This is a genomic window from Flintibacter sp. (assembly GCF_046973065.1).
Genome location: NZ_JBKVXZ010000011.1, coordinates 47620 through 72788 on the forward strand (window position 1 = coordinate 47620; position 25169 = coordinate 72788).

Consider the following 25169-nt stretch of genomic DNA (forward strand, 5'->3'; position numbering starts at 1 on the left):
TGGGGGTCGAACCCACACGAATCGCTTCACAGGAACCTAAAGGTGATGTCACCCCAGTGACAAACAACAATTCTATGAACCGATATGGTTCCGTCAGTCTGCAACAATCGGCAGACGTTGTCCCAGTCGGGAAAGGAGTTCGTTAGTGATCGTACCGCATTGCCCAGCCACATCTTCTGCCCGAATCACTTCTCCTCCATCTGTTCCAATGATTGTTGCCACATCATCGGGCTTCACGCAAGGCACATCGGTCACATCCACCATCAGCTGATCCATGCACATTCGCCCCACCATAGGACAGCGCGTTCCGTGAAGCAGTACCTCTCCCCCTTGCTGGGACAGGCTGCGAGGCAGGCCGTCGGCATAGCCGATGGTAACCACTGCCAACCTCCGCATTTGATCCGCCCAAAAGGCCAAGCCGTATCCTGCTCCCTCGCCGGGCAGGAGGGTGCGCACCGAAGCTACCCGGGCGCGCAGGGAAAGCACTGGGTTCAGATCCAGCTTTCGTTCTGTGTGGGCATCATTGCTGAAGACACCGTAAAGGGCGATTCCTGCCCGTGCCCAGGAACATGGCTGAGGCGGCAGATTCCAGATGCCGTAGCTTGCCTGGATGTGGATTGCTCCCGTGTCCAGGCCGTGGGTCTTGAGCCATCGAACTGTTGCGTAAAATCGTTCTAATTGCGTGCAGGTAAAGGACATATCCTCCGCTTCCAGGCTGTCCGACACACACAAATGGGAAAATACCCCCTCGATATTCAGATTTGGCAATTCATATAAATGTTGCAAAGCCTTATGGTCCTCCGCCGGAATCCCCAGGCGATGCATACCGGTATCCAAAGCCAAGTGGACTGAGAGCGGCACACCTTGGGCGGCCAGCGCTCGGCCGTGATCCTCATCTGCTACCGTCTGGACGAGCTTCCACCGGCAAATCTGGAATGCCATACCCGGCGGAGTGTAGCCCAGAATCAGGATTTTTCCCTGGATACCCGACCTCCGCAGAGCGATTTCTTCCTCCAGGCAGGCCACTGCAAATGCTTTCACTCCCTCTGCTTCCAACCGCCGGGCCACAGGGATTGACCCATGTCCATATGCATCAGCCTTCACTACCGACATTAAACGGCAGCCAGGGGCCAGTGCACCCTGAAGCACCCGGGCATTGTGGGCCAGAGCGTTCAGATCCACTTCCCGCCAGGCCCGACTTGTTTCCTCACGCATATCCCGCTCCCCCTTCCAAAATCCGGGGCGGCTGGGCCACTACGGTGCATCCCGCCGGAATATCCTGACACACTACCGCTCCTGCGCCGATCTTTACTCCGTCGCCGATACGGATATTCCCCACCAGCACTGCACCCGCTCCGATGAGACACCCATTTCCCACAACAGGGGCACGACGCTTTACCTCCCCGATGGTGACATTCTGATAGATCCGACATCCCGCGCCTATGGTGGCGAAACGGGAAATATAGACTCCGTGGAGTCCGTGTGGCAGCAGCGGTTCTCCCAAAATCACAGCGCCGGGCCCCACATAGCCTCCGTGCCGTCGGGCGCTGCGGTTGTAGAAAAAAGTTAAAATATCCCGGATCATCTTCCGCTTTGCCCGGTTCCGCAGGCGGTAAAGGCACCAGAAGCCCGTCATTCGGTCTCCTTTGGACCAGTCAGTAAAAAATTCCCGCAAAGACACGACCTCTCACCTCCAAGTGGTAACCACAAAGCCGCCGCAGTTGTCCTCCGACACCTGACAGTAGCTTCCGAGTTCTGAGAGCAGATCCTCACGGACTGCCTCGTTACAATACCAGATATGGAACATGTGGGAGGCTGCGCAGACAGTCAGAGGCCGCTGGGAATAATCCCGACGCAGTATCTCCATGTATTCCTCCAGAACGATCCCCTGTTCAGCCATGAACCTCGCATGGGGCACGCCCACATAGCGGAAATGCCATGGCTCGTAGGCAATACCGGTGACCGCCTCTTTTCCGGCGGGATAACGCAGAATGAAGCCATAATCTGCCGCCTGCTTCCGAAAGGCAGCGCACACACCGCTATAGGGGAAATTGGGGCGGATAACGTCGATCTCCTCCGATGCCAAGCCCAGATCGATGGCCAGACCGGTTTGATGTTCGCTGCACCTGGGGAGGGCCACATACTGCCGAGTAAACGCCTCTCCTTCCTTGACCAGAGTATCATCCCAGATGGCCTGCTGCTCCTCTTGGCTGCGCCAACCGGAAACAGGGACGATGTCTTTTTCTCCTCCCACGGCCCGGATGCAGGCGTTGAGGAACCCCGCCGCCCGCCGCTCCAGCTGAACCTCCGGCCAACGAGGATCCACGCAGACCAAGTCCGGCGAGGCGGAGGTTACCATGGAGTGGGCAGCGTTTACCAGCAACAGAGCACCGGTGGTCCGTGTAAGAGTTCTCATACGCCCACCTCCGCCTCGATGATGCGGGTGATGAGGGTGGTGAAATCCAGCCCCGCCGCTTTCATCATGTTGGGATAGCGGCTGTGGGCGGTGAAGCCGGGAATCGTATTCACCTCATTGAATACGATCTCCCCTGCCGGTGTAAGAAACAGGTCCACCCGTGCAAAGTCCTTGCAGTCCAGTGCACGGTAGATGGCCTTGGCCGCCGCCTGGATCTCCGCCGCCTTTAGGGGGTGAATGCGAGCGGGGCAGTGGATGGCGGAGGTTTTCAGGGTGTACTTTTCTTCAAAGTCGAAGAAGCCCTGGGAGAGTTCGATCTCATCCACCGCGCCCACAGTGAGCTCATCGGTACCCAGTACGGCACAGCCTACCTCGAAACCTGGGATAGCCTCCTCCAGCAGCAGTTCCCGGTCGTTGGCAAAAGCGGCGGCGGCCGCCCCGGGCAGCCCCTCTGGGCCGGTGACCCGGGTGATACCAAAAGAGGACCCAGCCCGGACGGGCTTCACGAAAAGGGGATAGCCCAGTTTCGCTGCTGCCGCTTTGATTTCATCCATCCCCGCACTTCGGCGGAAGACTACACTTCGGGGCACTTTCACTCCGGCTAGAGCGGCCAGCTTGTGGGCCCGGTCCTTGTCCATACACAAGGCAGAGGACAGCGCGCCGCAGCCGATAACCGGGATCCCTGCCAACTCCAGCAGCCCCTGGAGGGTGCCATCCTCCCCGTTCTTGCCGTGGAGCACCGGAAAAGCTGCGTCAAAAGATAGTTGGGTGCCACTGCCGTCCAACAGGAGCAGGTGGGACACTCCTCGGCTGAGGACCAGGGTACAAGGGACACATTCAGTTCCCTGCCAGCGATCAGCGGGGATGGCATCGGGTGCGCCAGTGTAATAGAGCCAGCCGCCGCTCTGAGTGATGCCCACCAGCAGGGGCTCAAATCTACTCCGATCCAGGTGGGTCAGTACCGCATGGGCCGACTGGAGAGACACACCGTATTCGGTGGAGCAACCGCCAAAGAAAATCAAAATACGGTTCATACACAAAAACCTCCTATCAAAAAGCGCCTTGTTTCGCTACCAAAATGGTAACAAAACAAGGCGCCGCGTGTATGAACACTCTCTTTTAAAATTACTGCAATTTCTTGTGGAAATTCTTACGATTTTCTTACCGAGGCAAAGTAACCGTGAAGAGCATCTCTTCTCCCTCACTCCGGGCGGTAATGGTGCCACCGTGAGCCTCCACGATCTCTTTGGCAATAGCCAAACCCAGTCCGGCGTTTCCGGTGCGGGTGCCCCTTGAGGTATCCAGACGGAAAAACTGCTCAAACATCCGGGCAAGCTTTTCCGGGGGAATAGTAGGGCCGGCGTTGCAGAAAGTCATCACGATTTTTGTCTCTTCTGCCCGGGCTGCCACTCGAAGAACTGAATCGGAGTAGGCATAGTGGCAGGCGTTGTTGAGCAGATTGTCGAAAACCCGGGCTATTTTGTCCGGATCACAGACCGCCCGCAGCTCCCCAGGCAGGTCCAGCTGGCAGGTCATCCCCCTCTGGGCCAGGACCGGTCCAAACTCGCTGCACATCTGCTCCAGCATCCGCTTCAGATCGGTGTCTCCCTTCTCCAGTTCCAAATGGGTAAGGCTGAAGCGGGTAATATCAAAGAATTCATTGATGAGGTCCTCCAGCCGCTCGGCCTTCTCCAGAGCCACACCGGTATAGCGCGCCCGCATGGCCGGGGAGAGCTCTGGCTCGTCCCGCAGAAGGGTGAGGTAACCGATGACGCTGGTAAGGGGCGTTTTTAGGTCGTGGGCTAGGTAGACCACCAGGTCGCTTTTCCGCTGCTCGGCATCTATGGCCGCCTGAGCGGCCCGCAGAGCCTGTTCCCGGGCCAGATTCAGCTGGTCCTCGGCATTTTTTAGTCCTTGCGGCAGACGGATCGGAGCATCTGTAGGATGGGCCAGTTCCTCCGCCCCGGAGAGCAGCCACTCCAAATCCCGGGCAGAGCGTGCAATAAAATAATAGCTGATGACCACCCAACCCGCCAATACCACCACGATGCAGACGAACATGATATAATCCCGCACCCAGTCAAGAAATTGATAGAGGGGATTGTTCTCATACCAGGTAAATCGGGAGCACACCAAGAAGCCCAGCAAAGCCAGGGCGATCACCGCCGTCACCCAGGCAGCCAGAGCCAGCAGGTAAAGCGCCCAGGTACGCAGGCCAGCCCGTTTTCCCCGCTCTTCCCGCTCTTTTTGAATCCGCTGTTTACTCAATGGTATATCCCACCCCCCAAACCGTCTTGATAAATTTCGGCTTGCGGCTGTTCTCGTGCATCTTTTCCCGCAAGCGGGCGATGTGGCTCATAACAGTATTGTTGCTGTCCATAAACTTTTCGCCCCAAGCTGCCTCAAAAAGCTCCTCGCTTGACACCACCTGGCCCTGCCGGCTGCACAGGTACCAAAGGATAGAAAATTCCAAAGGTGTAAGGGAAAGCTCTTCCTCAAAAAGAAAGCACTTATGATTGGCTTTGGAAATCTGCAGTCCCCGAATGTCGTACTCCTGGGGGACCTCCTCTCCACAGCCACTACTTGGGTTGTAGCGGGTGTAGCGCCGCAGCTGGGTCTTGACCCGCGCTACCAACTCCAAAGGATTGAAGGGCTTTGTAATATAGTCATCTGCCCCCAGGGTGAGGCCGGTGATTTTGTCCATATCCTCCACCTTCGCGGTGAGCATCAAGATAGGAAAGAGATGACTCTCTCGGATCTTCTGGCAGAGCGTAAATCCGTCCATATCCGGAAGCATCACATCCAGAATGGCCAGATCCAGCCGCTTCTGCTCCACACATTCCAGCGCCTGTGTGGCAGTATAAAATTTGTGGACTGTGTATCCTTCATTTTTCAAATAGACATCTACCAAGTCGGCAATGGCTGCCTCATCGTCCACAATCATGATCTCTGCGCTCATCTTCATGATCCCGCCCATCCATTGGTCTGACAGTTCGACCCGCAGGCCGTCCTATTGTCTCACTATACCACAAACGCCATGACAGAATCAACTTTGCAAAGGCGTGTTGTAGGTAATTTGCCCTTGTCCTACGGTCACCTTCTATTTTGGATTTCTCTGAAAAGTGTTCATCCTTTTCTTAGCACCATTTCGTTATACTTATGTACAAGGTGGTGAGTCGATGGAATACAGCGACTTTGATTTAATACGTGGCATCAAATCTGGTGACAGAAGTGCACTGGATATTTTGATACGGCGTTGGTATTCCCGTATCTACGGATATACTTTTAAAATGATTGGGCATGAACAAGATGCTTATGATATCATCCAAGATGTGTTTGTTGCTGTGATACAAAACATAGGAAGCTATCATCCTTGGAAAAATTCAATAGCAATATTTTTACGATCGCACACAATAAGTGTATGGGCGACTTTAGATTTCACAACCGAACTCTATCGGTTGATACCATATCAAACGAGCAAAGCAATTTCTCTCCATAGCTTGACGACATAGTTCTTGATGCCGTTTCTATCCAAAAAGCTTTGGAGAAACTTCCTACCATACAGCGCGAAATAATTTTTCTTGATATTATTTGGAAAAATAGGGCCATAAAATAGAGCTTAAAATTGACTTACTACGAATGCAGACACCCGTCTCGGTACGATTAGACTGAAATGGATATTCACATTGATTGACCAGCCAAAACATTTCTCAGACGTACTGTAAACCAAGTTCTCTCTAAAATCCGGTCTGAAAAGACGCATTCGTTAACTACATCCTAGCCAAAGTTGCTGAATAAAAATAACAAAAAAAGACAAGCGTTCTTACAGCGCTTCAAATGCTATAAGAACACTCGTCATGGTGCGCCTGAAGGGACTCGAACCCACACGCATCGCTGCACGAGAACCTAAATCTCGCATGTCTACCAATTCCATCACAGGCGCATATTCAGTTTAAAGATCGCGGGCACCAGAAATGGAACGGTAATTCTCCACTGAGGTGACAGCACCGAAATCCTGCGCATCTGCCAAGTCCGCCATACCCGCATATCAACTTTTCCTTTGGATGATATTCTACAGCTGCTGACCCCTATACTCAGCACATATAATCATACCCAACTGCAGAAAAAAAGTCAATGAAAACAGATACTTAAAATTCAGTTAGCTATTGACAACCATGGTTAGCGGTGGTAAACTTACCCTGTTAATTGGTTAGACATTGCAAACTCTAAAATATCTATACTGAGAAAGGAGTGATTCCTATTATGCCCCTCTCCCTCTCGCAAACTGGCTGCGTGGCCAATATCAAGGCCATTCGCGGCAAGGATGAGACCCGTCGATTTCTGGAGAATCTGGGTTTTACCGTTGGGCAGCCCGTTACAGTAATCGCTCAGCTCAATGGAAATCTGATCGTTAATGTAAAGGATAGCCGGGTGGCTATCAGCCAGAGCATGGCAAACCGCATTATGGTATGACGTGCTTTGGATGTGGTTGGAAAGGAGAACACAGCGATGAGTAAGACACTCAAGCAGGTCAAGTGCGGTGAAACCGTCACCGTACAAAAGCTGCAGGGAGAAGGCCCCGTCAAGCGCCGGATCATGGACATGGGAATCACCAAAGGTACCAGCATTTTTGTGCGCAAGGTGGCTCCTCTGGGCGATCCGGTCGAAGTGACCGTCCGAGGCTACGAGCTTTCTCTGCGCAAGGCGGATGCAGATATGATCCTGGTGGAGTAATTCCACCGGTTCTGTTTGACCGCTTTTATTTTTGTCTATGGATTAGCATAAGCTAATTAAAAGGAGGAAGCAATCATGTCCATTCGCATGGCACTGGTGGGCAACCCAAACTGCGGCAAAACCACCATGTTCAACGCCATGACCGGAGCCAACCAATATGTGGGCAACTGGCCTGGCGTTACAGTAGAAAAGAAGGAAGGCAAACTGAAAGGACATCCCGATGTCACTGTCACTGATCTGCCCGGCATCTACTCCCTCTCCCCTTACACCTTGGAAGAGGTGGTCAGCCGAAACTACCTGCTCAATGAACATCCTGATGTGATCATCAATCTGGTGGACGCTACCAACATTGAGCGCAACCTCTACCTCACCACTCAGGTCCTGGAGTTGGGGATCCCTGTGGTGGTCGCGCTGAACATGATGGATGTCATCAAAAAGCGTGGCGACCAGATCAACAGCATCAAGCTGTCAGAAAAGCTGGGCTGCCCGGTCATTGAGGTCTCTGCGCTGCGGGGCTCCGGACTGAAGGAGCTGTATAACAAGGCGATTGAGGTGGCCTCTCTAAAGGAGCCCTTCCGTCCGGTTCATTCGTTCCAGAAGCGGGTGGAGCAGGCACTGGAAGTGATTGAAAATAATATCTCCGGCCATGTGGATGCCAGCCAGCTGCGCTGGTACGCTATCAAACTGTTTGAGAAAGATGAAAAGGTCTTGGCTTCCCTTGAGGGACGCATGAAGCTGCCCACTGAGATTCAGGAAACTATCGCTGCCTGCGAAGAAGAATTGGACGATGACGGTGAATCCATCATCACCAATGAGCGCTATCAGTACATCACCTCCATCATTGGCAGCGTAGTAAAAAAGGCCCGCACCGGCCTGACTCCCTCCGACCGTATTGACCAGATCGTCACCAACCGTATCCTGGCCCTGCCCATTTTTGTGGTGGTCATGGCTCTGGTTTACGCTATCTCCATGGGCAGTTGGACAGTCTCCATTGGCACTCACGCCACCGACTGGGCCAACGACGGTCTGTTTGGAGACGGCTGGTTTGTCCCCTTCACCGCAGACACGGAGGCCTGGGAAGAAGCCTCTGGTGCTCACGAGGAAGCCAATACTGTGATCGAGGGATTCCTGGCCGCGGCGGAAAAGGCCGGCGTGGACACCAGTGAGTTTACTGCCGCCCGGGAAGATGGCACCTTGGACGATGCTATGATCCAGGCCTTTGCCGCTCAGACCGCTGATCTCACCACCGACGTCTACTTCTATGACGATGAGACCGGCGTCACCACCACCGAGGCCGTGGACCTCTCCCACTTTGAAGAGGCCCTTACCGTTGAGGAGCCCGATCCCACGGAGTATGGCACCTGGGTACCTGGCATCCCTGTCTTGGTCGAGAACCTCCTCAACAGCATCGGCTGCAACGAGGTCGTCTCCGGCCTGGTGCTGGACGGCATTGTGGGCGGTGTGGGCGCTGTTCTGGGCTTTGTGCCTCAGATGCTGGTGCTTTTCTTCCTGCTGGCTCTGCTGGAGGATTGCGGCTACATGGCTCGTATCGCCTTTATCATGGACCGGATCTTCCGCCGCTTCGGCCTGTCCGGCAAGAGTTTTATTCCCATGCTGGTGGCCACCGGCTGCGGCGTCCCCGGCATCATGGCCTCCCGGACCATTGAACAGGACCGCGACCGGAAGATGACCATTATGACCACCGCATTTATCCCCTGCGGCGCCAAGATGCCCATCATCGCCCTGTTTGCCGGCGCTCTGTTCGGCGGCTCCTCTTGGGTCGCTACCTCCGCCTACTTTATCGGTGTGGCAGCAGTCATTATCTCCGGCGTCATGCTGAAGAAGTTCAAAGCCTTCGCCGGCGAGCCCGCTCCCTTTGTCATGGAGCTGCCCGCTTATCATGTCCCCACCCGTGGCAATGTCCTTCGCGCCACCTGGGAGCGCGGCTGGTCCTTCATTAAGCGGGCCGGCACCGTCATCCTGCTCAGCTCCATCATTCTCTGGTTCCTTCAGGGCTTTGGCTTCACCGCTGACGGCTTTGGCATGGTAGCCGACAACAACGATTCCCTGCTGGCCTCCATCGGCAAGACAGTTGCCTTCATCTTCGCTCCCCTGGGCTTCGGCACCTGGCAGGCTACTGTGGCCACTGTCACCGGCCTCATTGCCAAGGAGGAAGTGGTGTCCACCTTCGGTGTTACGTTCCCGGGCAATCTGTCGTTAGAGATGGCTGAACACTTCACGCCTATCGCCGCCTACGCCTTCATGATCTTCAATCTGCTATGCGCCCCCTGCTTTGCCGCGATGGGCGCCATCAAACGGGAGATGAACAACCCCAAGTGGACTCTGGCTGCTATCGGCTACATGTGTGGCTTTGCGTATGTGGTCTCTCTGATTGTTTATCAGCTGGTGGGTCTGGCCCTTGGTGAAGTGGCATTTGGCGCTGGCACCATCGCCGCCATCCTGGCTCTGGCCGCTATTATCTATCTGCTGGTGCGCAAAGGCTACCGTCCCAGTGAGCAGGAGCAGCTCTCCGCCCGCCGCTCGGTCAGCCGCGCATAAGATCAAGGAGTTTATTATGGGAACTTTCATTGTATTAGCAATCGTAATTTTGGGCGCAGGCCTGGCCGGCCGCGCCATGTGGAAAGATCACAAGGCAGGCAAGCACTGCGCAGGCTGCCCCGGCCACTGCGGAAGCGGCTGTCACTGCCACGACCATCACACCGCCTAAACATTTACCGCCCTTCCCGCTTTGGGAAGGGCGGCTTCTTTTTTCTTCTGAAAAGGATGATTGGACATGAAAACAAACCTTACGGTTCTCTTCCCTGTACATCACCTCAATAGAGATCTTTAATAATATCCACGCACTTATCAATTCCAAGCGTCCCGCTGTTCAGAGTAACATCATAATTTTGTGCGTGTCCCCACTTCATATTAGTATAGAAGCGATGATAGGCTGCGCGGCGCTTGTCCTTGTCCTTCAAGCGCTGCTCCGGGGATTCCTCCCGCTCTCCATATTCCTTGACGATCCGCTCCGCCCGGAAGGCTAAATCTGCGTGGATAAACACTCGCAGACAGTCTGCTCTCTCTCGAAGAATATAGTCCGCGCACCGTCCCACAATGACACAGGGTCCCTTCTCCGCCAACTCAGTAATGATCTTGTACTGGATTTTCCATAAATAATCCGCATTATTGGGTCCGGAGGAGCGGTGGGAAAACGCCGAGGAGAGAAATCCGCCAGGAGCATACTCTCCCGCATCCTTGATGTAATTGGCATCAAATCCGCTCTCCGATGCCACTTTCTCAATCAGTTCACTGTCATAACAGGGAATTCCAAGTTCTTCTGCTACTTTTTTGCCAATGGTACGTCCACCACTTCCAAACTCACGGCTGATGGTAATAATCCGGTTTTTCATACGATCGCTCCTTTCGCAGTACACAAATCAGTCTTTGCTTATTCTGCCTGTTCAATTTCTTTTAACTGCTTTCTCTCATAAATCAGCAATCCAACCGACAGCAGGAAGGCCAGGCCATCGGCCACAGGCCCTGTCCAAAGCACACCTACCACACCCAGGAACTTCGGCAGCAGGTACAAAGAGAATAATCTGACGGGCCAGGGATAAGATGGCCGACTTGAGTGGCTTGCCCACTGCCTGCAAATATACGGCAACCACGGTCTGAAACCCAGTCAGAGGGCACAACATCAAGAAAATACGAAATGCTTTCACCGCAAACTCGTTATACAGGCCCTCCTCGGATCCAAACAGCGAAACCACAGACATGGGAGCAAACTGGAAGATCAAGAAGGCAATGATGGCAATGATCTCAGAGGCCACAAGGGCAATATCCAACGCTTTTTTTACACGAGTAAAATCTTTGGCGCCGTAGTTAAAACCAATGATAGGCTGTGCACCCACAGCAATACCAACGAGGATGGAGATGAGGATCTGATTGACCTTCATAACAATACCGGTGGCAGTCATGGGAATCTCAGAGCCGTAGATGGACAGGGCTCCATAAGAAACCAGCAGGTTGTTGGTCAGTGCCATGACGATGGTGATGGCAAACTGTGTGATAAAACTGCTGACACCCAGACTGAGCACGGTGGTGCAGGTCTTTACTTTCATTCGGAAAGCACTGCGGTCAATGCGGAAGGTCTTGAACCGGAACAGGTAGGTGACGGCCATAACAAAGGTAGCCACCTGTCCGATCACCGTAGCAATAGCTGCCCCCTGCACTCCCATATGGAATACAAAAATAAAGACAGGGTCCAGGATGGTATTGACCACAGCACCCAGCGCCATGGACAGCATGGCATACTTGGGACTTCCGTCGGCCCGGATCATGGAATTGACCGCGCCGGGGATCATCATGAAGGGCAGTCCGACTCCGATAATAGTACCATACTGCAAAGCATACTCCCGCAAAGTGTCTGTGGCACCAAACAGGGTCAGGATGGGATCAATAAAGATCAGGAACACTGAGGCCAGCACAATACTGACTACCACCACCATTACGATAGCATTGCCCACTCCCCGTTTGGCACTGGCAATGTCACCCTCGCCCAGCTTTAAACTGAGATAGGCCGCACCGCCGTCGCCAATCATCAGGCATAAGGCCAGGGCCACAATCGTGATGGGGAAAACGGCGTTGGTAGCTCCGTTTCCCAAGTAACCTACGCCCCATCCGATAAAAATTTGATCCACAATGTTATAAAGCGAGTTTACCAACAGAGAAATTACACAAGGAACTGCAAATTTGACGATCAAACGCCCGATAGGTTCGGTTGCAAAGGGACTTTTACTGGTTGATGATATTGTTTGTTCCATTCTCATTCTCTCCTTAATTAAGTAACTAGTTACCTATTTGTACAAAAAAGCAGGCAGTGAATCCGAGTGTTCTCCTCGGCTCACTGCCTGGGGAATTCATTTTTCTAAAAAGATCATTGAGAATCAATATTGCGCAGTATAAGATCGGTGGTTTGAAGCAAGGCCTCCTTCTCCTGCTTGGTAAAACCCTTGCAGATTTCATCTAGGACCTCTTGATCCTGCGCCAGGATCATCTTATAAATCCCTGTGGATTTCTCGGTACAGGTGATCTTTTTATAGCGCCGGTCCTTCGCACTGGGAACGCATTGGATAAATCCTTTGCTTTCCAAGCGCTGGAGAAGCTTCGTCATCGCTGGATGGGTCACATGCTCGATTCGCTCCAAATCATTCTGATGAACTTCTGTCTCACCAGAGGCCTCCAATCGGCTGATAGACCCCAGCACTCGGAGCTGCACAGAGGTCAGCCCCATGTCGGCCGCTTTCTCATCCATCCGTTTTCGGAACGCCCGATTAATAATGGCAATCTTTAATCCAAACGGCATCATACCCGGCATTGTCTCACCTCCCGCAAATACGTAACCAATTACTTATTATAGCTTTCATAGCTTCTTTGTCAACCCCTTGATAATGACAAAAAACAGAGCTCTGGATAACCCAGAGCTCTGTTCTCTACTTTGTCTTATTTGATTCCCCAAAATACCGGAAATCAATACAGCTTGGCGCCGGCGGGGATGTGGTCGTCCACCATCAGGCAGTGGAGCTTCTCCACACCCTCCTCGTGGTGGATAGCAGAAATGATCATACCGCAGGAGTCAATGCCCATCATCTTGCGGGGAGGCAGGTTGGTGATAGCGATCAGGGTCTTGCCCACCAGCTCCTCGGGCTCATAGGTATCGTGGATACCGCTGAGGATCACGCGGTCGGTGCCAGTGCCGTCATCCAGGACGAACTTGAGGAGCTTCTTGCTCTTCTTGACCGCCTCGCACTCCTTTACCTTCACGGCCCGGAAATCGGACTTGGCAAAGGTATCAAAGTCCACAAAGTCGGCAAACAGGGGCTCGATCTCCACCTTAGAGAAGTCGATCTTCTCCGCAGGAGCCTGGGCAGAAGCAGGCGCAGCCTTCTCCTCCTTCTTCACGCCCTCAGGCTTCATGGTGGGGAACAGAATGACCTCACGGATGGAGTCGGAGTTGGTCAGCAGCATGACGCAGCGGTCGATGCCGATGCCCAGACCACCCGTGGGAGGCAGACCGTACTCCAGAGCGGTGAGGAAGTCCTCGTCCATCATACCGGCCTCGTCGTCGCCCTTGTCACGCAGCTCCACCTGCTTCTGGAAGCGCTGGCGCTGGTCAATGGGGTCGTTGAGCTCGGAGAAGGCGTTACCCATCTCACTGTGGCAGATGAACAGCTCGAAGCGCTCGGTGAGACAAGGATCGCTGGGAGAGCGCTTGGCCAGGGGGGACACGTCCACGGGGTGCATGGTGATAAAGGTGGGCTGAATGAGCTTCTCCTCCACCTTCTGGTCAAAGCACTCGTACAGAGCGTTGCCCCAGGTCTTGTCGGCGGTCTCAGGTAGCTCTACGCCGATGGACTTGGCGGCAGCCACGGCCTCCTCGTCGGAGGTGATGGCCATAAAGTCGATGCCGCAGTACTTCTTGACCGCCTCGTGCATGGGCATACGGGGCCAGCCGGGGGTCAGGTCAATCTTCTCACCCTGCCACTCCACCTGATAGGTACCCAGGATCTTCTGGGCAGCGGAGGACAGCAGGTCCTCGAAGAGGTCCATCATGTCGTTGAAGTCGGCATAGGCCTGATAGAGCTCGATGGTGGTGAACTCAGGGTTGTGCTTGGGGTCCATGCCCTCGTTGCGGAAGATACGGCCGATCTCGTACACCCGGTCCATGCCGCCCACGATGAGCCGCTTCAGGGGCAGCTCGGTGGCGATACGCATATACATGTCGATATCCAGGGTGTTGTGGTGGGTGATGAAGGGCCGGGCAGTGGCGCCGCCGGAGATGGTGTTGAGAACAGGGGTCTCCACCTCCATGAAGCCACGGGCATCCATGAAGTCACGGACGTACTTGATAAACTGGGAGCGGATGATGAAATTCCGCTTCACCTCGGGGTTGACGATCAGGTCCACATAGCGCTGGCGGTAACGCAGCTCCGTGTTGGTCAGGCCGTGGAACTTCTCAGGCAGGGGCAGCAGGGACTTGCTCAGCAGGGTCACCTTCTGCACACGGACAGACATCTCGCCACGCTGGGTGCGGAACACCTCGCCCTGCACGCCCACGATATCGCCGATGTCGTACTTCTTAAAGCGGTTATATTCCTCCTCATCCATCTCGTCCTTCCGGGCATAGAGCTGGATGCGGCCGGACTTGTCCTGCAGATCGCAGAAGGACACCTTGCCCATGCCGCGCTTGGACATGAGGCGGCCGGCAATGGACACCGGCTGACCCTCCAGGGCGTCAAAATTTTCCTTGATATTGGCGGAATCGTTGTCCACCGCATAGCGGGTAATCTGGAAGGGATCGTTGCCGCTCTCCTGCAGGTCCTTCAGCTTGTCCCGGCGGATCTGAAGCAGCTGGGACAGGTTCTCCTCCTGGGGAACCGCGTTGTTATTCTTCTCGGCCATGTATGCGCGCACTCCTATCTCTTTCTCTCCGGGATTCCGGAGTTTGTATTCTTACCGCTCTACCTTCAGCAGCTTGTACTCCACGCTGCCGGCGGGGGCGTCCACAACCACGTCGTCGCCCACATTCTTACCCAGCAGGGCACGGCCAAAGGGAGAGTCCTCGGAGATGACCCCGTTCATGGGATCGGCCTCCTGGGAGCCTACGATCTTATAGACCAGCTCCTCGTCAAACTCCTTGTCCAGCACGGTCACGGTGGAGCCGATGCGCACATAGTTGCCGCCGTCATCGCTCTCGTCAATGACCACATAGTTGCTCAGAATCTCCTCCACCTCAGCAATGCGGGAGTAGAGCTTGCCCTGCTCGGTCTTAGCCTCATCGTACTCGCTGTTCTCGCTCAGGTCGCCGAAGGAGCGGGCCTCCTTAATCAGCTCCGCAACCTCCTTCTCGCGCACCGTCTTCAGATAGACCAGCTCGTCCTGCAGCTCCTGCAGGCGCTGAGGAGTCAGTTTATATTCTTTCGCCATGATATCTCGCACACCTTTCCAAACTTAGGCCGGAGGACAGCGCCTCCGGACCCAGTCAAATATACAGGATAACTATAAAAAGTTATAAGGATACAGTCTGTGTTATTATAGTTACTTTTCCGCCCTGTGTCAAGTAAATTCTAGCTCAAATTTACCAATTTTTCCCGTTTCCCACAGAGCCGCCAAGAGGCACAGATCCTGCCGGTCCTCAGGAGCCAACGCCTCAGCCTGAGGGGTCACCTCTCCCAGTTGAGGCGCTGTCCCCCACAGCAGCAGATCCTTCTCCCCCGCTCCCTCTCCGTCAAAGTAGACCGCCAGGGATACCTCCGTCCCATCTGGCTGCACCGGCAGGCCGTATTCCCTGCGAAGCCATAAAGACAGCTCCTCCCCGCCCTGGGGCGCGTTGACAGCTACCTGACGTACCAACGGACACAACAGCTGAGCTGTTCGGGCCATGTCCCGGTCCACGCTCCGGCTTCGAAGGGCTACGGTAGCGCCCTCCGGAGGGATCCCCCGCCGCTTCAACGCAGCCAGTACGATCTGCGGGGCATAAAAGCGCAGGAACGGGACAGGATCTACGCCGCTCAGCCCCCAGCGCTCCAGCACAGGCCACTGGTCAAAGCCCCATGGAACCAGGACTCGCCGCACTCCGCCTTGAGCCAGCCGTTTTCCGCCGCGGCGCAGCCGTCCCTTCTCTCGCCAGCCGCCGGGCCGCACCCGGACCTGGAGCACACCCAGTCCATACAGGTCATGCCGCTCTGCCCGCTCCCGGCCATCGGGACTGAACACCAGCTGTCCCAACAAAACGCATCCCCCCTCCCGCAACGTTATGCGGAAGGGGGGATATATTATGTGTTCGTTACAGTTTCTTCTTTACGCCGCCGCTGGTGGCATACAAAGTCATGCTGCCCAGGAAGTAGTTCACCGGGTCCACACGGCTGCCGTTCACACGGATCTCGAAGTGGAGGTGGTTACCGGTGGAAGAACCAGTGGTTCCCACATAGCCCACTACCTGGCCCTGAGACACCGTCTGTCCCTTGGACACGCCACGGCGACTCATGTGGGCATACAGGGTAGAGGTACCGTCGCTGTGGCTGACCACTACGTAGTTGCCGTAAGAGCTGTTATAAGTAGAGGTGGTTACCACACCGCTCTTGGCCGCCAGAATGGAGGTACCAGCCGGAGCAGGAATGTCAATGCCGGTGTGATTGTTGGGCCGTCCGGTCACCGGGTGGGTCCGGCCTCCAAAGAGGGAAGAAAGGGTATTATAGCCAGGCAGAGGCCACATAAAGCCCGATTCGCTGACTACGTTGGAGATCTGGCTGGCCAGTTCCTTCTCCGCAGCCGCAATCTCCTTATCCACTGCATCGGCCGCCGCCCTCAGCTGAGCTTCTGCCTTTTCCACCTCAGCCTGCTGGCTGCTGATCTGATCGATCAGCGCGTCAACTTCAGACTTTTGCGTCTTCAGGCTGGCCTTGGCAGCCTCCTGCTCGTCCTTGGCCGCCTGCTGCTCCTGGCGGGCAGTCTCCAAATCCGCCTTATCCTGCGCGATCTGCTCCCGGATAGCAATGAGCTCATCCATGACCTGGTTGTCATACTGCATGATCTCATCCACCATCATCGCATTGCCCAACAGATCGGCAAAATCGCTGGAGGAAAACAAGATGGACCAGTAAGAAACCTCGCCCTGCTCCTCCATGTAGCGCACACGCTCACAGAACAGCTCATACTGGGCCTTCTCCTTCTCCTCCGCCTCGGCCAGCTCCACCTGCTTTTGGGCAATGAGCTCGTCGTACTTGGAGATCTGGGTCTGAATGGTATCGATTTCTGCCTGCGTGGCATTGATCTGCTGCTCCAGCAGAGTCTTCTGCTCCAGGGCCTTGTTTTTATCTTCCTTGATGGCTGCCAACTGATTCTGCAGCTCCTTCTGCTGATCGCGCAGATCAGAAGCGTTATCCTTCAGTTCATCAATTTCGGCCTGAGTCACAGCCGAAGCGGGAACTACCATAGTCTGGGGCACCAGAGGAATGGCCAGGGACAGCACCAGAGCCACTACCAGCAGGCGCTTTACAATTGTTTTCCAGTTTTTGGTTTTCTTCTGTTCCATTGCCTGCCTCCTGTTATCGAACTAAAATATTTGCCAGCATGGGCAGAAGCATCAAGACAACCAATACACTTGCCATCACACCCATAAAAATACGCTGCTTTTTCGGCCGCACTGCAATACTCCTTTCCCGTTAAACCTGCAGGAACTTCCGGATGGCCAACACCGATCCCACGACACCAATCAGCAGTCCCGCACCGCAAAACACAGGCAGGATGTTAACAATCAGCGAGGTAAAGGGAAGAATGGTGACCAGGGACAGTCCGTCGGACTGAATGACTGCCTTGCCTACCAGCTCATACACACCCCACTGGAGGAAGAATGCCACAATTGCACCGGCCAGTCCCAGGATCATACCCTGTACAATGAAAGGCCAGCGGATAAAAGCATTGGTGGCACCGCACATCTTCATAATGGCGATCTCCTCCCGGCGATAGAAGAAGGCCAGTTTGGTGGTGTTTGCAATAATAAACAGGGAGACTACCGCCAGAATACTGACCAGCACAATAGCTACGCCGGCAGCAATGTTGCGCACCGTGACGAAGCCCTGCGCGATCTCATAGGCGGCGTTGGTGTCGGCAATTCCCTCCACCTGCTCTACCTGCTTTACGGTCTGCTCCAGCTGCTCAATGTCGTCCACATGGATCCGATAACGATCCCGAAGCACGCTCCCATCCAGATCGCTGAGCAGCGGGTTCTCCTCGCGACCAGCTCTGAAGTCATCCAGAGCCTCGTCCCGGCTGACGAAGGTCACCTCAGCCACATTGGGAATCGCCTCGATCTGAGACTGGAGGGCTTTGGCCTGATCTTCCGTATAGGTCTCGTCGATGTAGGCCAGAAACTCATTTTCCGCTTCCAGATCACCCAGCATGTTGTCCAGGTTGACTGCAACCAGGGAGAAAGACCCCATGATCAGCAGACAAGCCACGATCATACATACGGCAGCAAAAGACATAAACCCATGGGTAAAAATAGAGTGGACACCTTCGCTGCAATAATATCCCAGATCAAATTTTTTCGCCATTGTAGTACCCACCCGTTTCGTCATTGATGATTCGGCCATCCTCGATGGCCACGACCCGCTTTCCAAAGCGGTTGACCAGATTCTTCTCGTGGGTTACTACCAGCACGGTAGTCCCTAACTCATTGATGCGCTCCAGCAGCATCATGATTTCCAGCGAGCGGTTGGGGTCCAGGTTACCGGTCGGCTCGTCGGCAATGATCATATTGGGGTTGTTCACCAGAGCCCGGGCAATAGCCACACGCTGCTGCTCACCGCCGGAGAGCTGTCCGGGATACCGGTCCGCCTTCTGCTCCAGGCCCACCAGCTGCAGCACATAGGGGATGCGCCGCTTCAGGTCCCGGTTGGACGCGCCGATCGCCCGCATGGCAAAGGACAGGTTTTCGTATACTGTCTTTTTCTCGATCAGACGGAAATCCTGGAAAATGATGCCCAGCGTGCGGCGCATCAGAGGCACCTGCTTGGGGCTGATGTTGCTCATGCTGTATCCATTGACCATGAGTTTGCCCTGGGTCAGGGCGATCTCACCGGTAATCAGCTTAATGATGGTAGACTTTCCAGAGCCAGAGGGGCCTACCAGAAAGACAAATTCACCATCGTCAATGCGCATATTGACCCCCTTCAGGGCCTTGGTTCCGTTGTCGTATTCTTTGTAGACGTCAATAAAACGTATCATAATATGTAAACCCTCGTATACTTAAAATAGCTGTCATAATTTTTGACGATAACCAGGAAAGTTTGTTCCCTCTTTGGAGCACATTTCCCGGGAAAGATTTCACTATTTAGGTTACACCCGTAACCCTTCCCTTGTCAATGGGAAATTGCGGTTTTATGTCACCTTTTCCGATTTCCCTCAGGAAATACAAAAAGGCCTCCGCCTGCCTCAGGGCAGACGGAGGCCTCGTCCTGTCTTTAAGAAAGGGCGTGAGACCGCCGGAAAATCAGTGCATCAGGACTCAATTCCCCGGGAAATCAGATACTTCTTGACCATCAGAGCCACCTTGAAGGTGATGGCATCGTCAAACTCACGCAGATCCAGCCCAGTCAGCTTCTTGATCTTCTCCAGACGATAGACCAGCGTATTGCGGTGTACGAACAGCTTACGGGCTGTCTCGGACACGTTCAGGTTGTTCTCAAAGAACTTGTTGATAGTGAGCAGAGTCTCCTGATCCAGGGCGTCAATGGGATTCTTCTTAAAGACCTCCTGGAGGAACATCTGGCACAGGATGGTGGGCAGCTGATAGATCAGACGGCCAATACCCAGATTCTCATAGTTGATGACCGTCTTTTCGGTGTCAAACACCTTGCCCACATCGATGGCCACTCCGGCCTCTTTATAGGCCCGGGCCAGATCGCGGATATGGTTGACCACTGTACCGATACCGATCACAACCTTGATACCCAGCTCCTGGGTCACGGCAGTAGCGATCTGCTTGGCGATCTTCTGCAGCTCCTTGGCGTCCGCTCCCTCGGGCAGCTGCTTAATGAGGGCCACGTCAGTCTCGTTGATGGAGATGACGAAATCCGTCTGCTTGTCCGGGAAGAGGTTCTGGATCACATCGATGGTAGTCACATCGGCGGGACCCAGCTGGCGCACCAGGAAGGCGGCACGGGGAGCCTCGGAGACAAAGTGGAGCTCCTTGGCCTGGGTATAAATATCTCCCAACAGGATGTTGTCGGAGATAATATTCTTTACAAAAGTAGCCTTATCATGCTTTTCTTCATAATAAGTCTTGGCTCCGTTGAATGCCACTACCGCCATGGCGCACAGCGCCCCGGCCAGATCATCCTCGCCCTTTACAAACGCGGCATAATCAAACTGGGCCCCCCAACCGGCAAGGGGTTTAAAGGTCTTGCCCTCAAAATGGGCTGTGGCATTGTCCGAGGAGTTGACCGCGGCGACAGCGCCAGACCAATGCTCTCCAATACAAGTGAGCTCACTGCAGGCCACCACGATTCCGTCTGCATCGATCACGCCTACCATGCGATCGATGCTGTCCTTCATTTGGAGCACGACTCCTTGAAACATCCTGCTGGACACGATAATCCCTCCCAAGTTATTCTCATAACACTATTGACATTATAACGGTACACCCCCGGTTTTGGCAAGGGGGTTGTCCCATTTTTTTGTTCAAAACGCACAATTTTTTGTCTCTTCATCCTCGAGCGGCCTTGAGGCCCTGTACTTCCCGCTCTGTCAGGAACCGCCACTGGCCTTTTTCCAGCTTTTCATCCAGCTTCAACGGCCCCATGGACAGCCGTTTGAGGTAAAGTACCGGCTTGCCCCGGGCAGCCAGCATCCGCTTGACCTGGTGATATTTTCCCTCCCGGAGAGTGACCAAACACTCACTTCCATCGCCCAGAGGCTCTAGGCCGGCAGGAAGGCAAACCAGACCGTCTCCCAATGTCATGCCCTGAGCCAGGACCTGGACATCCTCTTTATCAATCTGTCCATCCACTCGGGCATAATAGACCTTATCCACATGTTTGCGGGGAGAGAGCAGGTCGTGGCCCAGAGGGCCGTCATCGGTGAGCAGCAGCAGCCCTTCCGTATCCTTATCCAACCGTCCCACCGGAAACAGTCCCCGGCGGCGCAGATGCTCTGGCAGCAGATCCAGCACGGTGGCCTGCTTCTTATCCTGAGTGGCGGAAAGCAGTCCGGCGGGCTTATGCAGCATGATGTACACACAAGGAGCGCAGTCCACGATCTCCCCATCCACTTGGATGCAGACGCTCTGGGGCTCGCATTTATCCTCCGGCCGTCCCGCGGGGCGTCCGTCTACCAGTACGCGTCCTCGGCCAATGAGTTCTTTGACCTCCTTGCGGGACCAACGTCCTGTGGATGCCAGAAGCTTATCCAGACGTTCCATCGCCACGGTTGATACCTCCTCGCTTATGTGGTATGTTTCGGTTCATTTTACCAAGGGAAAGAAAAAATTTCAATCAAAACCCATTCTCTCCCACAAAAGCACTCCCCAGCCATGAATATTCCGGCCCTTTGGTACATAAACTGCACCAAGATGCTGGATGTGGAAGGAGAATGCGCTGTGTTTATTCTTACCGCCAGACTGCCAAGGCGAAAGCTGGCGATCAGCGTGGCCGCCGCGGCGCTGCTGTGCTGCGCCGGACTGGTGATGAATCTCGATCCCCCCGCCCTGCCCACGGTGGCCGCCAGTACCGCCCCGGACACTACAGGGATCAGTTCCAACGAAGACCGGGTCTCGTTTTTGAGTCAATACGGCTGGCAGGTAAACCAGGACCCTCTGGTCACAGAGGAGCTTACCATCCCCAAAGAGATGGACGAGAGCTATGACGAATATTTGGAGCTGCAAACCGCTCAGGGATTCGATTTGACCAAATATGCCGGAAAACGGGTCAAGCGGTACACCTATGAAATCACCAATTATCCCTCTGGGGAAACGGGCGTACAGGCCAACCTTTTGATCTACCGGGACAAAGTGGTGGGCGGGGAAGTCCTCTCTCCCCAGATGAACGGCTTTGTCCACGGGCTATCCATGCCACAGGGATAACACAGAACACACGCGGCGGCGCGCCGGAACAGTTCCGGTGCGCCGCCGCAGTGCTGGCAGAGATTATTTCCCGGTCATCTTTTCCATATCTGTCTTGGCATCTTTGGCGGCATTTTCTACCCCCTGCCCAATGTCCTTGGCAGCATTTTTGGTATCCTTGCCTGCGTCTTTCAGGGTATTTTCCGTACCCTTCATCAATTCGTTCCAGCTATCTTCCAAGGCCTTGCCCAGCTGCTCCCACTCGCTGCTGCCCGCTTGGCGATAGCGCTTCACGGTACCATCTCCGTCAGCATAGTATCGGCTGTCCGGCAAATACTGCCGCCCAGTCGATGTTGAGGTCCGGTAGCCCGCGGCGGACATGCCGGTATTGTTCAGCATACCCACCCCGTTCTCCTGCCCCTTGGCGCTGCAGGAGGCCAGAGAAACTGTCATCACCACGGCCCCGCACAGGCCCAGCCATCTCCCATTCATCGCTGTTTCCTCCCCATCATCCGATGATTTGGATGTGCCATCCGGCATTTAGTATGGTCGGGATAGATCCAGACATGCGGGTAAAACCTTGACAGCCACGCAATGGAAACACATTTGGCATAAAAATGCCGCAAAGCTTCCGCTTTGCGGCATTTATGCGATTGATTGACGGAAGAGTGCTTACTCCTCCTCGTCCGCCTCCACAGTGTCGTCGGACAGGTCCAGAGAGAAGCGGGTCTCACAGTTGGGGCACTGAATCTCTCCGGCAGCGAGGGCCTCGTCATCAATGACCAGCGGCTCCTCACAGTTGGGGCACTCGACCTCAAAGAAGTCGTCCTCCTCGTCATCGTCTTCCTCGTCTTCACCGAACACCTCGGACTCCACGTCGGCCAGGTCGTCGGAGAGCACATCGATCTCCTCACCCAGAGCCAGGGCGTTCTCCTCCAGATCCTCGATGGACAGGCCCACCTCTTCCAGGATGCCGATCATCACAGAAATCAGCTTGCCCTCCTTGGACTTCTCAGTGTCCAGATTCAGGCCCTCAGCCAAGCCCTTCAGATAAGCGACTTTTTCAGAAATGGTCATGGGGTACTCCTTTCTGAGGCGCAGCCTCAAACACGATTACTTTTTTCAGGGGACGGCATAGTTGCAGCGGCTCGGGCGCTTAGCATTATCACGCCTCGCCTGCTCACGACGCGCGGCTTCCCTTCGTCTCGGAACACAAACAGACCCGCTTTGCGGCTCTTGGTTTGTATTCCTCGCTCCGGTCCATCCGCGCTGTTCGCAACGGCTCGGACGCTTAGCCCTTGCAGCGCTCCAGGTACTCGCCGGTACGGGTATCGATCTTGATCTTGTCGCCGGGGTTGATGAACAGGGGAACCTTGATCTCAGCGCCGGTCTCCAGGGTAGCGGGCTTGGTCACGTTGGTAGCGGTGTCGCCCTTAAAGCCGGGATCGGTCTCGGTGACCTCCAGCTCCACGAAGGTGGGGGGCTCCACGCCGAAGACGCTGCCCTTGTAGGACATGACCTTGCAGCTCATGTTCTCCTTCACGAAGCGGAAGGAATCGCCCAGCAGATCCTTGCTGATGGGCAGCATGTCGAAGGTCTCCATGTCCATGAAGTAGTACAGATCACCATCGTTGTAGCTGTACTCCATGTCCTTGCGCTCAACAAAGGCCTGCTCAAACTTGGCGGTGGGGTTGAAGGAGGTCTCGGTCACGCCGCCGGTGATGATGTTCTTCATCTTGGTACGGACAAAGGCGGCGCCCTTGCCGGGCTTTACGTGCTGGAACTCGACGACCTGCATGACCTTACCGTCCATCTCGAAGGTCACGCCGTTGCGGAAATCACTGGCGGAAATCATTGCCATAGGAATCATCCTCCATTGTGTTTTTAATGAACTAATTTATTTTACCCTGTTTCCCTTGTTTTGACAAGGGGGTTTGCTAAAATTCCGGCAAATCACAGAACAATCAGGTCTTTGGGGGAGCGGGTCAGGTCCTCGCAGCCTCCCTCACGCAGTACCAGAACGTCCTCAATGCGCACGCCGAACTTGCCCGGCAGATAGATCCCCGGCTCGGCGGAGATCACCGCACCGGAAGGCATCGCTTCCTGCTGGGAGGGCGAGGCGTTGGGCGCCTCATGGATCTCCAGTCCCAGAGAGTGGCCGAAGCTGTGGGTGAAGTACTCGCCGTACCCCGCCTCAGCGATTACCTGACGGGCCGCAGCGTCGATCTCGCTGCCTGTCACCCCTGCCCGGGCAGCGGCAATCCCCGCCTTCTGAGCCTGGAGGACGGTATGGTACACCTTCTCCATCTCTTCCGTAGGCTGACCCACCGCCACGGTACGGGTCATGTCGGAGCAATAGCCGTCCCAAATGCAGCCAAAGTCCATGGTAACGAACATCCCGGCTTGGATCACGGTCTCTCCCGGCACCGCGTGTGGCATGGAGCCGTTGGCTCCCGCCGCTACGATGGGATCAAAGGACACCTTGCGGGCGCCCCGGCGCAGCATCTCATACACCAGCCGGGCAGCCACCTGCTGCTCGGTCATACCCGGACGGATAAAGTTCAAAATCTCCCGAAACGCCTGGTCGGTGATCTCCTGGGCCCGGCGCATGGCAGACAGTTCCTCCACGTCCTTGGAAGCCCGCAGCTGGGTAAGCAGCTTCTGGGCCGGTACCAACTGGCAGGGCAGCGCGTCGCACAGGCGCTGATACTGCTCCACATTCATATATCCGCTCTCAAAGCCCACCCTTTCAAATCTCTGGGTACGGATATAATCCCGAGCCAGGGACAGATGTCCCTTCTGGGCCGAGATCAGGGAGAGCTGAACCCCCTTCACTTGTTTTTGCGCGGCTTCGATATACCGCCCGTCGGTGGAGTAGTGAGCCCCCTGCCTGCCTACCAGCAGCCAGCCCTCTCCCTGAAAGCCCAGAGCGTAGCGCTCCCCCGGCTCGCTGGTGATCAGCATAGCGTCCAGGTTATGTTCCTCCAGAGATCTGGAGATTTTTTCAATGTGATTCATGCTTATGCCTCCTCAGAGCTGCAAAAGCCCTGGTAAATTCTCTTCATCTCCACCGCGTCCTCCGCTTGAGTACCTGCGCTTTCGCAGATGAAGGTGGGACTCCAGCCCCGGCGGGCCACTTCCCGGGCCAGCGGCGTCCAGTCCGGCCCAAAGCCCCCGTGGTCTGCAAAGGTACGGTGGCGTTTTTCTCCGCCGTTGGGAGTGAACTCGATGCGGGAGAAGTGGCTGTGGAAACGGCTGGCCCGCTCCTCACCCAGCACCCGCTCCACCTTGTCCAACATCTCCCGGCAGGCCTGCTCTCCCTCCAGCTCACCCAGCGAGCGGGCGTACAGGTGGCCAAAGTCGATGCAGGGGATAAGCCGCTCATCCAGGGTACAC

At 55.1% G+C, this 25169-nt stretch carries 27 protein-coding genes, 1 tRNA gene and 1 pseudogene; 6 read left to right on the plus strand and 23 right to left on the minus strand.

Translation table 11 applies throughout. The features are described from left to right. Nucleotides 1-93 precede the first annotated feature (93 nt). From vanT to vanR, 6 genes are all read right to left on the minus strand, one after another. Complete coding sequence (vanT, locus tag ACLTXB_RS06250; RefSeq protein ID WP_428226423.1) at nt 94-1215, minus strand: serine racemase VanT catalytic subunit; 1122 nt, start codon at nt 1213-1215, stop codon at nt 94-96. Then, nucleotides 1208-1636 (minus strand): serine O-acetyltransferase, encoded by a 429-nt coding sequence (locus ACLTXB_RS06255; RefSeq protein ID WP_428226424.1) that lies wholly within the window; start codon nt 1634-1636, stop codon nt 1208-1210. Before ACLTXB_RS06255 ends, vanT begins: the two co-directional genes overlap by 8 nt. A gap of 51 nt (nt 1637-1687) precedes the next feature. Then, nucleotides 1688-2416 (minus strand): M15 family metallopeptidase, encoded by a 729-nt coding sequence (locus tag ACLTXB_RS06260; protein WP_428226425.1) that lies wholly within the window; start codon nt 2414-2416, stop codon nt 1688-1690. Then, on the minus strand, nt 2413-3450 hold the full coding sequence (gene vanG / locus ACLTXB_RS06265; protein ID WP_428226426.1) for a D-alanine--D-serine ligase VanG: 1038 nt from the start codon (nt 3448-3450) through the stop codon (nt 2413-2415). Before vanG ends, ACLTXB_RS06260 begins: the two co-directional genes overlap by 4 nt. Nucleotides 3451-3577: 127 nt before the next feature. Continuing rightward, nucleotides 3578-4684 carry a sensor histidine kinase gene (locus tag ACLTXB_RS06270; protein ID WP_428226427.1) on the minus strand — a complete coding sequence of 369 codons (1107 nt, stop codon included), beginning with the start codon at nt 4682-4684 and terminating at the stop codon, nt 3578-3580. Further along, a complete protein-coding gene (gene vanR / locus ACLTXB_RS06275) occupies nt 4677-5375 on the minus strand; it encodes a VanR-ABDEGLN family response regulator transcription factor (protein WP_020989524.1) in 699 nt (232 codons plus the stop codon). Before vanR ends, ACLTXB_RS06270 begins: the two co-directional genes overlap by 8 nt. Nucleotides 5376-5595: 220 nt before the next feature. Between vanR and ACLTXB_RS06280 the strand changes: the two genes are divergently transcribed. Next, nucleotides 5596-5928: an RNA polymerase sigma factor gene (locus ACLTXB_RS06280; RefSeq protein WP_428226428.1), complete on the plus strand. Its 333-nt coding sequence runs from the start codon at nt 5596-5598 to the stop codon at nt 5926-5928. A 346-nt stretch (nt 5929-6274) separates the two neighbouring features. On the opposite strand, the gene ACLTXB_RS06285 is transcribed toward ACLTXB_RS06280, so the two are convergent. Next, a tRNA-Leu gene (locus tag ACLTXB_RS06285) sits at nt 6275-6359 on the minus strand. Between the two features lie 320 nt (nt 6360-6679). On the opposite strand from ACLTXB_RS06285, the gene ACLTXB_RS06290 reads away from it, so the two are divergent. The 4 genes from ACLTXB_RS06290 (at nt 6680) to ACLTXB_RS06305 (ending at nt 9878) form a co-directional block, all read left to right on the plus strand. Then, nucleotides 6680-6889, plus strand: coding sequence for a FeoA family protein (locus ACLTXB_RS06290; RefSeq protein ID WP_008980245.1), 210 nt, complete (start codon nt 6680-6682; stop codon nt 6887-6889). 36 nt (nt 6890-6925) lie between these two features. Beyond that, nucleotides 6926-7150 (plus strand): FeoA family protein, encoded by a 225-nt coding sequence (locus ACLTXB_RS06295; protein WP_020989522.1) that lies wholly within the window; start codon nt 6926-6928, stop codon nt 7148-7150. A gap of 75 nt (nt 7151-7225) precedes the next feature. After that, entirely contained in the window at nt 7226-9709 is a 2484-nt protein-coding gene (gene feoB / locus ACLTXB_RS06300) for a ferrous iron transporter B (RefSeq protein ID WP_428226429.1), read from the plus strand. Nucleotides 9710-9725: 16 nt separating this feature from the next. After that, on the plus strand, nt 9726-9878 hold the full coding sequence (locus ACLTXB_RS06305; protein ID WP_428226430.1) for a FeoB-associated Cys-rich membrane protein: 153 nt from the start codon (nt 9726-9728) through the stop codon (nt 9876-9878). 106 nt (nt 9879-9984) lie between these two features. Here the strand turns inward: ACLTXB_RS06305 and ACLTXB_RS06310 are convergent, their stop codons facing one another. From ACLTXB_RS06310 to ACLTXB_RS06360, 11 genes are all read right to left on the minus strand, one after another. Then, nucleotides 9985-10563, minus strand: coding sequence for an AAA family ATPase (locus ACLTXB_RS06310; RefSeq protein ID WP_020989521.1), 579 nt, complete (start codon nt 10561-10563; stop codon nt 9985-9987). 75 nt (nt 10564-10638) lie between these two features. Continuing rightward, nucleotides 10639-11853: an MATE family efflux transporter gene (locus ACLTXB_RS06315; protein ID WP_428226431.1), complete on the minus strand. Its 1215-nt coding sequence runs from the start codon at nt 11851-11853 to the stop codon at nt 10639-10641. A gap of 236 nt (nt 11854-12089) precedes the next feature. Further along, on the minus strand, nt 12090-12530 hold the full coding sequence (locus ACLTXB_RS06320) for a MarR family winged helix-turn-helix transcriptional regulator (protein WP_008980239.1): 441 nt from the start codon (nt 12528-12530) through the stop codon (nt 12090-12092). Between the two features lie 152 nt (nt 12531-12682). Beyond that, entirely contained in the window at nt 12683-14614 is a 1932-nt protein-coding gene (lysS, locus tag ACLTXB_RS06325; protein ID WP_428226432.1) for a lysine--tRNA ligase, read from the minus strand. Nucleotides 14615-14665: 51 nt separating this feature from the next. Then, nucleotides 14666-15139 carry a transcription elongation factor GreA gene (gene greA, locus ACLTXB_RS06330; RefSeq protein WP_008980237.1) on the minus strand — a complete coding sequence of 158 codons (474 nt, stop codon included), beginning with the start codon at nt 15137-15139 and terminating at the stop codon, nt 14666-14668. 129 nt (nt 15140-15268) lie between these two features. After that, the gene (locus ACLTXB_RS06335; RefSeq protein WP_428226433.1) at nt 15269-15943 is read right to left on the minus strand and encodes a hypothetical protein; all 675 of its coding nucleotides are present in this window, start codon (nt 15941-15943) and stop codon (nt 15269-15271) included. A gap of 55 nt (nt 15944-15998) precedes the next feature. Beyond that, the gene (locus tag ACLTXB_RS06340) at nt 15999-17246 is read right to left on the minus strand and encodes a murein hydrolase activator EnvC family protein (RefSeq protein WP_428226434.1); all 1248 of its coding nucleotides are present in this window, start codon (nt 17244-17246) and stop codon (nt 15999-16001) included. Nucleotides 17247-17376: 130 nt separating this feature from the next. Further along, on the minus strand, nt 17377-18267 hold the full coding sequence (ftsX, locus tag ACLTXB_RS06345; protein WP_428226435.1) for a permease-like cell division protein FtsX: 891 nt from the start codon (nt 18265-18267) through the stop codon (nt 17377-17379). After that, nucleotides 18251-18940, minus strand: a complete 690-nt coding sequence (gene ftsE, locus ACLTXB_RS06350; protein ID WP_008980233.1) for a cell division ATP-binding protein FtsE — start codon at nt 18938-18940, stop codon at nt 18251-18253. The genes ftsX and ftsE overlap by 17 nt, the downstream gene beginning before the upstream one ends. A 273-nt stretch (nt 18941-19213) precedes the next feature. Then, the gene (locus tag ACLTXB_RS06355; protein WP_110441099.1) at nt 19214-20305 is read right to left on the minus strand and encodes a PucR family transcriptional regulator; all 1092 of its coding nucleotides are present in this window, start codon (nt 20303-20305) and stop codon (nt 19214-19216) included. Between the two features lie 115 nt (nt 20306-20420). After that, nucleotides 20421-21134, minus strand: coding sequence for a pseudouridine synthase (locus ACLTXB_RS06360; protein ID WP_428226438.1), 714 nt, complete (start codon nt 21132-21134; stop codon nt 20421-20423). Between the two features lie 111 nt (nt 21135-21245). Between ACLTXB_RS06360 and ACLTXB_RS06365 the strand changes: the two genes are divergently transcribed. Then, nucleotides 21246-21794: a DUF4830 domain-containing protein gene (locus ACLTXB_RS06365; RefSeq protein WP_428226436.1), complete on the plus strand. Its 549-nt coding sequence runs from the start codon at nt 21246-21248 to the stop codon at nt 21792-21794. A gap of 63 nt (nt 21795-21857) precedes the next feature. Here ACLTXB_RS06365 and ACLTXB_RS06370 read toward each other — a convergent pair whose 3' ends face one another. The 5 genes and pseudogenes from ACLTXB_RS06370 to ACLTXB_RS06390 all read right to left on the minus strand — a co-directional run. Next, nucleotides 21858-22265, minus strand: a complete 408-nt coding sequence (locus tag ACLTXB_RS06370) for a hypothetical protein (RefSeq protein ID WP_110441101.1) — start codon at nt 22263-22265, stop codon at nt 21858-21860. Between the two features lie 180 nt (nt 22266-22445). Then, complete coding sequence (locus tag ACLTXB_RS06375; protein ID WP_020989514.1) at nt 22446-22850, minus strand: CD1247 N-terminal domain-containing protein; 405 nt, start codon at nt 22848-22850, stop codon at nt 22446-22448. A gap of 214 nt (nt 22851-23064) precedes the next feature. After that, nucleotides 23065-23628, minus strand: a complete 564-nt coding sequence (efp, locus tag ACLTXB_RS06380) for an elongation factor P (protein ID WP_008980227.1) — start codon at nt 23626-23628, stop codon at nt 23065-23067. Between the two features lie 98 nt (nt 23629-23726). Next, nucleotides 23727-24791 (minus strand): aminopeptidase P family protein, encoded by a 1065-nt coding sequence (locus ACLTXB_RS06385; RefSeq protein WP_428226437.1) that lies wholly within the window; start codon nt 24789-24791, stop codon nt 23727-23729. 2 nt (nt 24792-24793) lie between these two features. After that, nucleotides 24794-25169, minus strand: a pseudogene (locus ACLTXB_RS06390) (TIM barrel protein); the annotation flags it as partial.

Bases quoted from the DNA above. Each gene is read 5' to 3' on its own strand.
- vanT (WP_428226423.1), bottom strand. From the start codon at position 1,215: ATGCGTGAGGAAACAAGTCGGGCCTGGCGGGAAGTGGATCTGAACGCT.
- ACLTXB_RS06255 (WP_428226424.1), bottom strand. From the start codon at position 1,636: ATGACGGGCTTCTGGTGCCTTTACCGCCTGCGGAACCGGGCAAAGCGG.
- ACLTXB_RS06260 (WP_428226425.1), bottom strand. From the start codon at position 2,416: ATGAGAACTCTTACACGGACCACCGGTGCTCTGTTGCTGGTAAACGCT.
- vanG (WP_428226426.1), bottom strand. From the start codon at position 3,450: ATGAACCGTATTTTGATTTTCTTTGGCGGTTGCTCCACCGAATACGGT.
- vanR (WP_020989524.1), bottom strand. From the start codon at position 5,375: ATGAGCGCAGAGATCATGATTGTGGACGATGAGGCAGCCATTGCCGAC.
- ACLTXB_RS06280 (WP_428226428.1), top strand. From the start codon at position 5,596: ATGGAATACAGCGACTTTGATTTAATACGTGGCATCAAATCTGGTGAC.
- ACLTXB_RS06290 (WP_008980245.1), top strand. From the start codon at position 6,680: ATGCCCCTCTCCCTCTCGCAAACTGGCTGCGTGGCCAATATCAAGGCC.
- ACLTXB_RS06295 (WP_020989522.1), top strand. From the start codon at position 6,926: ATGAGTAAGACACTCAAGCAGGTCAAGTGCGGTGAAACCGTCACCGTA.
- feoB (WP_428226429.1), top strand. From the start codon at position 7,226: ATGTCCATTCGCATGGCACTGGTGGGCAACCCAAACTGCGGCAAAACC.
- ACLTXB_RS06305 (WP_428226430.1), top strand. From the start codon at position 9,726: ATGGGAACTTTCATTGTATTAGCAATCGTAATTTTGGGCGCAGGCCTG.
- ACLTXB_RS06310 (WP_020989521.1), bottom strand. From the start codon at position 10,563: ATGAAAAACCGGATTATTACCATCAGCCGTGAGTTTGGAAGTGGTGGA.
- ACLTXB_RS06320 (WP_008980239.1), bottom strand. From the start codon at position 12,530: ATGCCGGGTATGATGCCGTTTGGATTAAAGATTGCCATTATTAATCGG.
- lysS (WP_428226432.1), bottom strand. From the start codon at position 14,614: ATGGCCGAGAAGAATAACAACGCGGTTCCCCAGGAGGAGAACCTGTCC.
- greA (WP_008980237.1), bottom strand. From the start codon at position 15,139: ATGGCGAAAGAATATAAACTGACTCCTCAGCGCCTGCAGGAGCTGCAG.
- ACLTXB_RS06340 (WP_428226434.1), bottom strand. From the start codon at position 17,246: ATGGAACAGAAGAAAACCAAAAACTGGAAAACAATTGTAAAGCGCCTG.
- ftsX (WP_428226435.1), bottom strand. From the start codon at position 18,267: ATGGCGAAAAAATTTGATCTGGGATATTATTGCAGCGAAGGTGTCCAC.
- ftsE (WP_008980233.1), bottom strand. From the start codon at position 18,940: ATGATACGTTTTATTGACGTCTACAAAGAATACGACAACGGAACCAAG.
- ACLTXB_RS06360 (WP_428226438.1), bottom strand. From the start codon at position 21,134: ATGGAACGTCTGGATAAGCTTCTGGCATCCACAGGACGTTGGTCCCGC.
- ACLTXB_RS06365 (WP_428226436.1), top strand. From the start codon at position 21,246: ATGAATATTCCGGCCCTTTGGTACATAAACTGCACCAAGATGCTGGAT.
- ACLTXB_RS06370 (WP_110441101.1), bottom strand. From the start codon at position 22,265: ATGAATGGGAGATGGCTGGGCCTGTGCGGGGCCGTGGTGATGACAGTT.
- ACLTXB_RS06375 (WP_020989514.1), bottom strand. From the start codon at position 22,850: ATGACCATTTCTGAAAAAGTCGCTTATCTGAAGGGCTTGGCTGAGGGC.
- efp (WP_008980227.1), bottom strand. From the start codon at position 23,628: ATGATTTCCGCCAGTGATTTCCGCAACGGCGTGACCTTCGAGATGGAC.
- ACLTXB_RS06385 (WP_428226437.1), bottom strand. From the start codon at position 24,791: ATGAATCACATTGAAAAAATCTCCAGATCTCTGGAGGAACATAACCTG.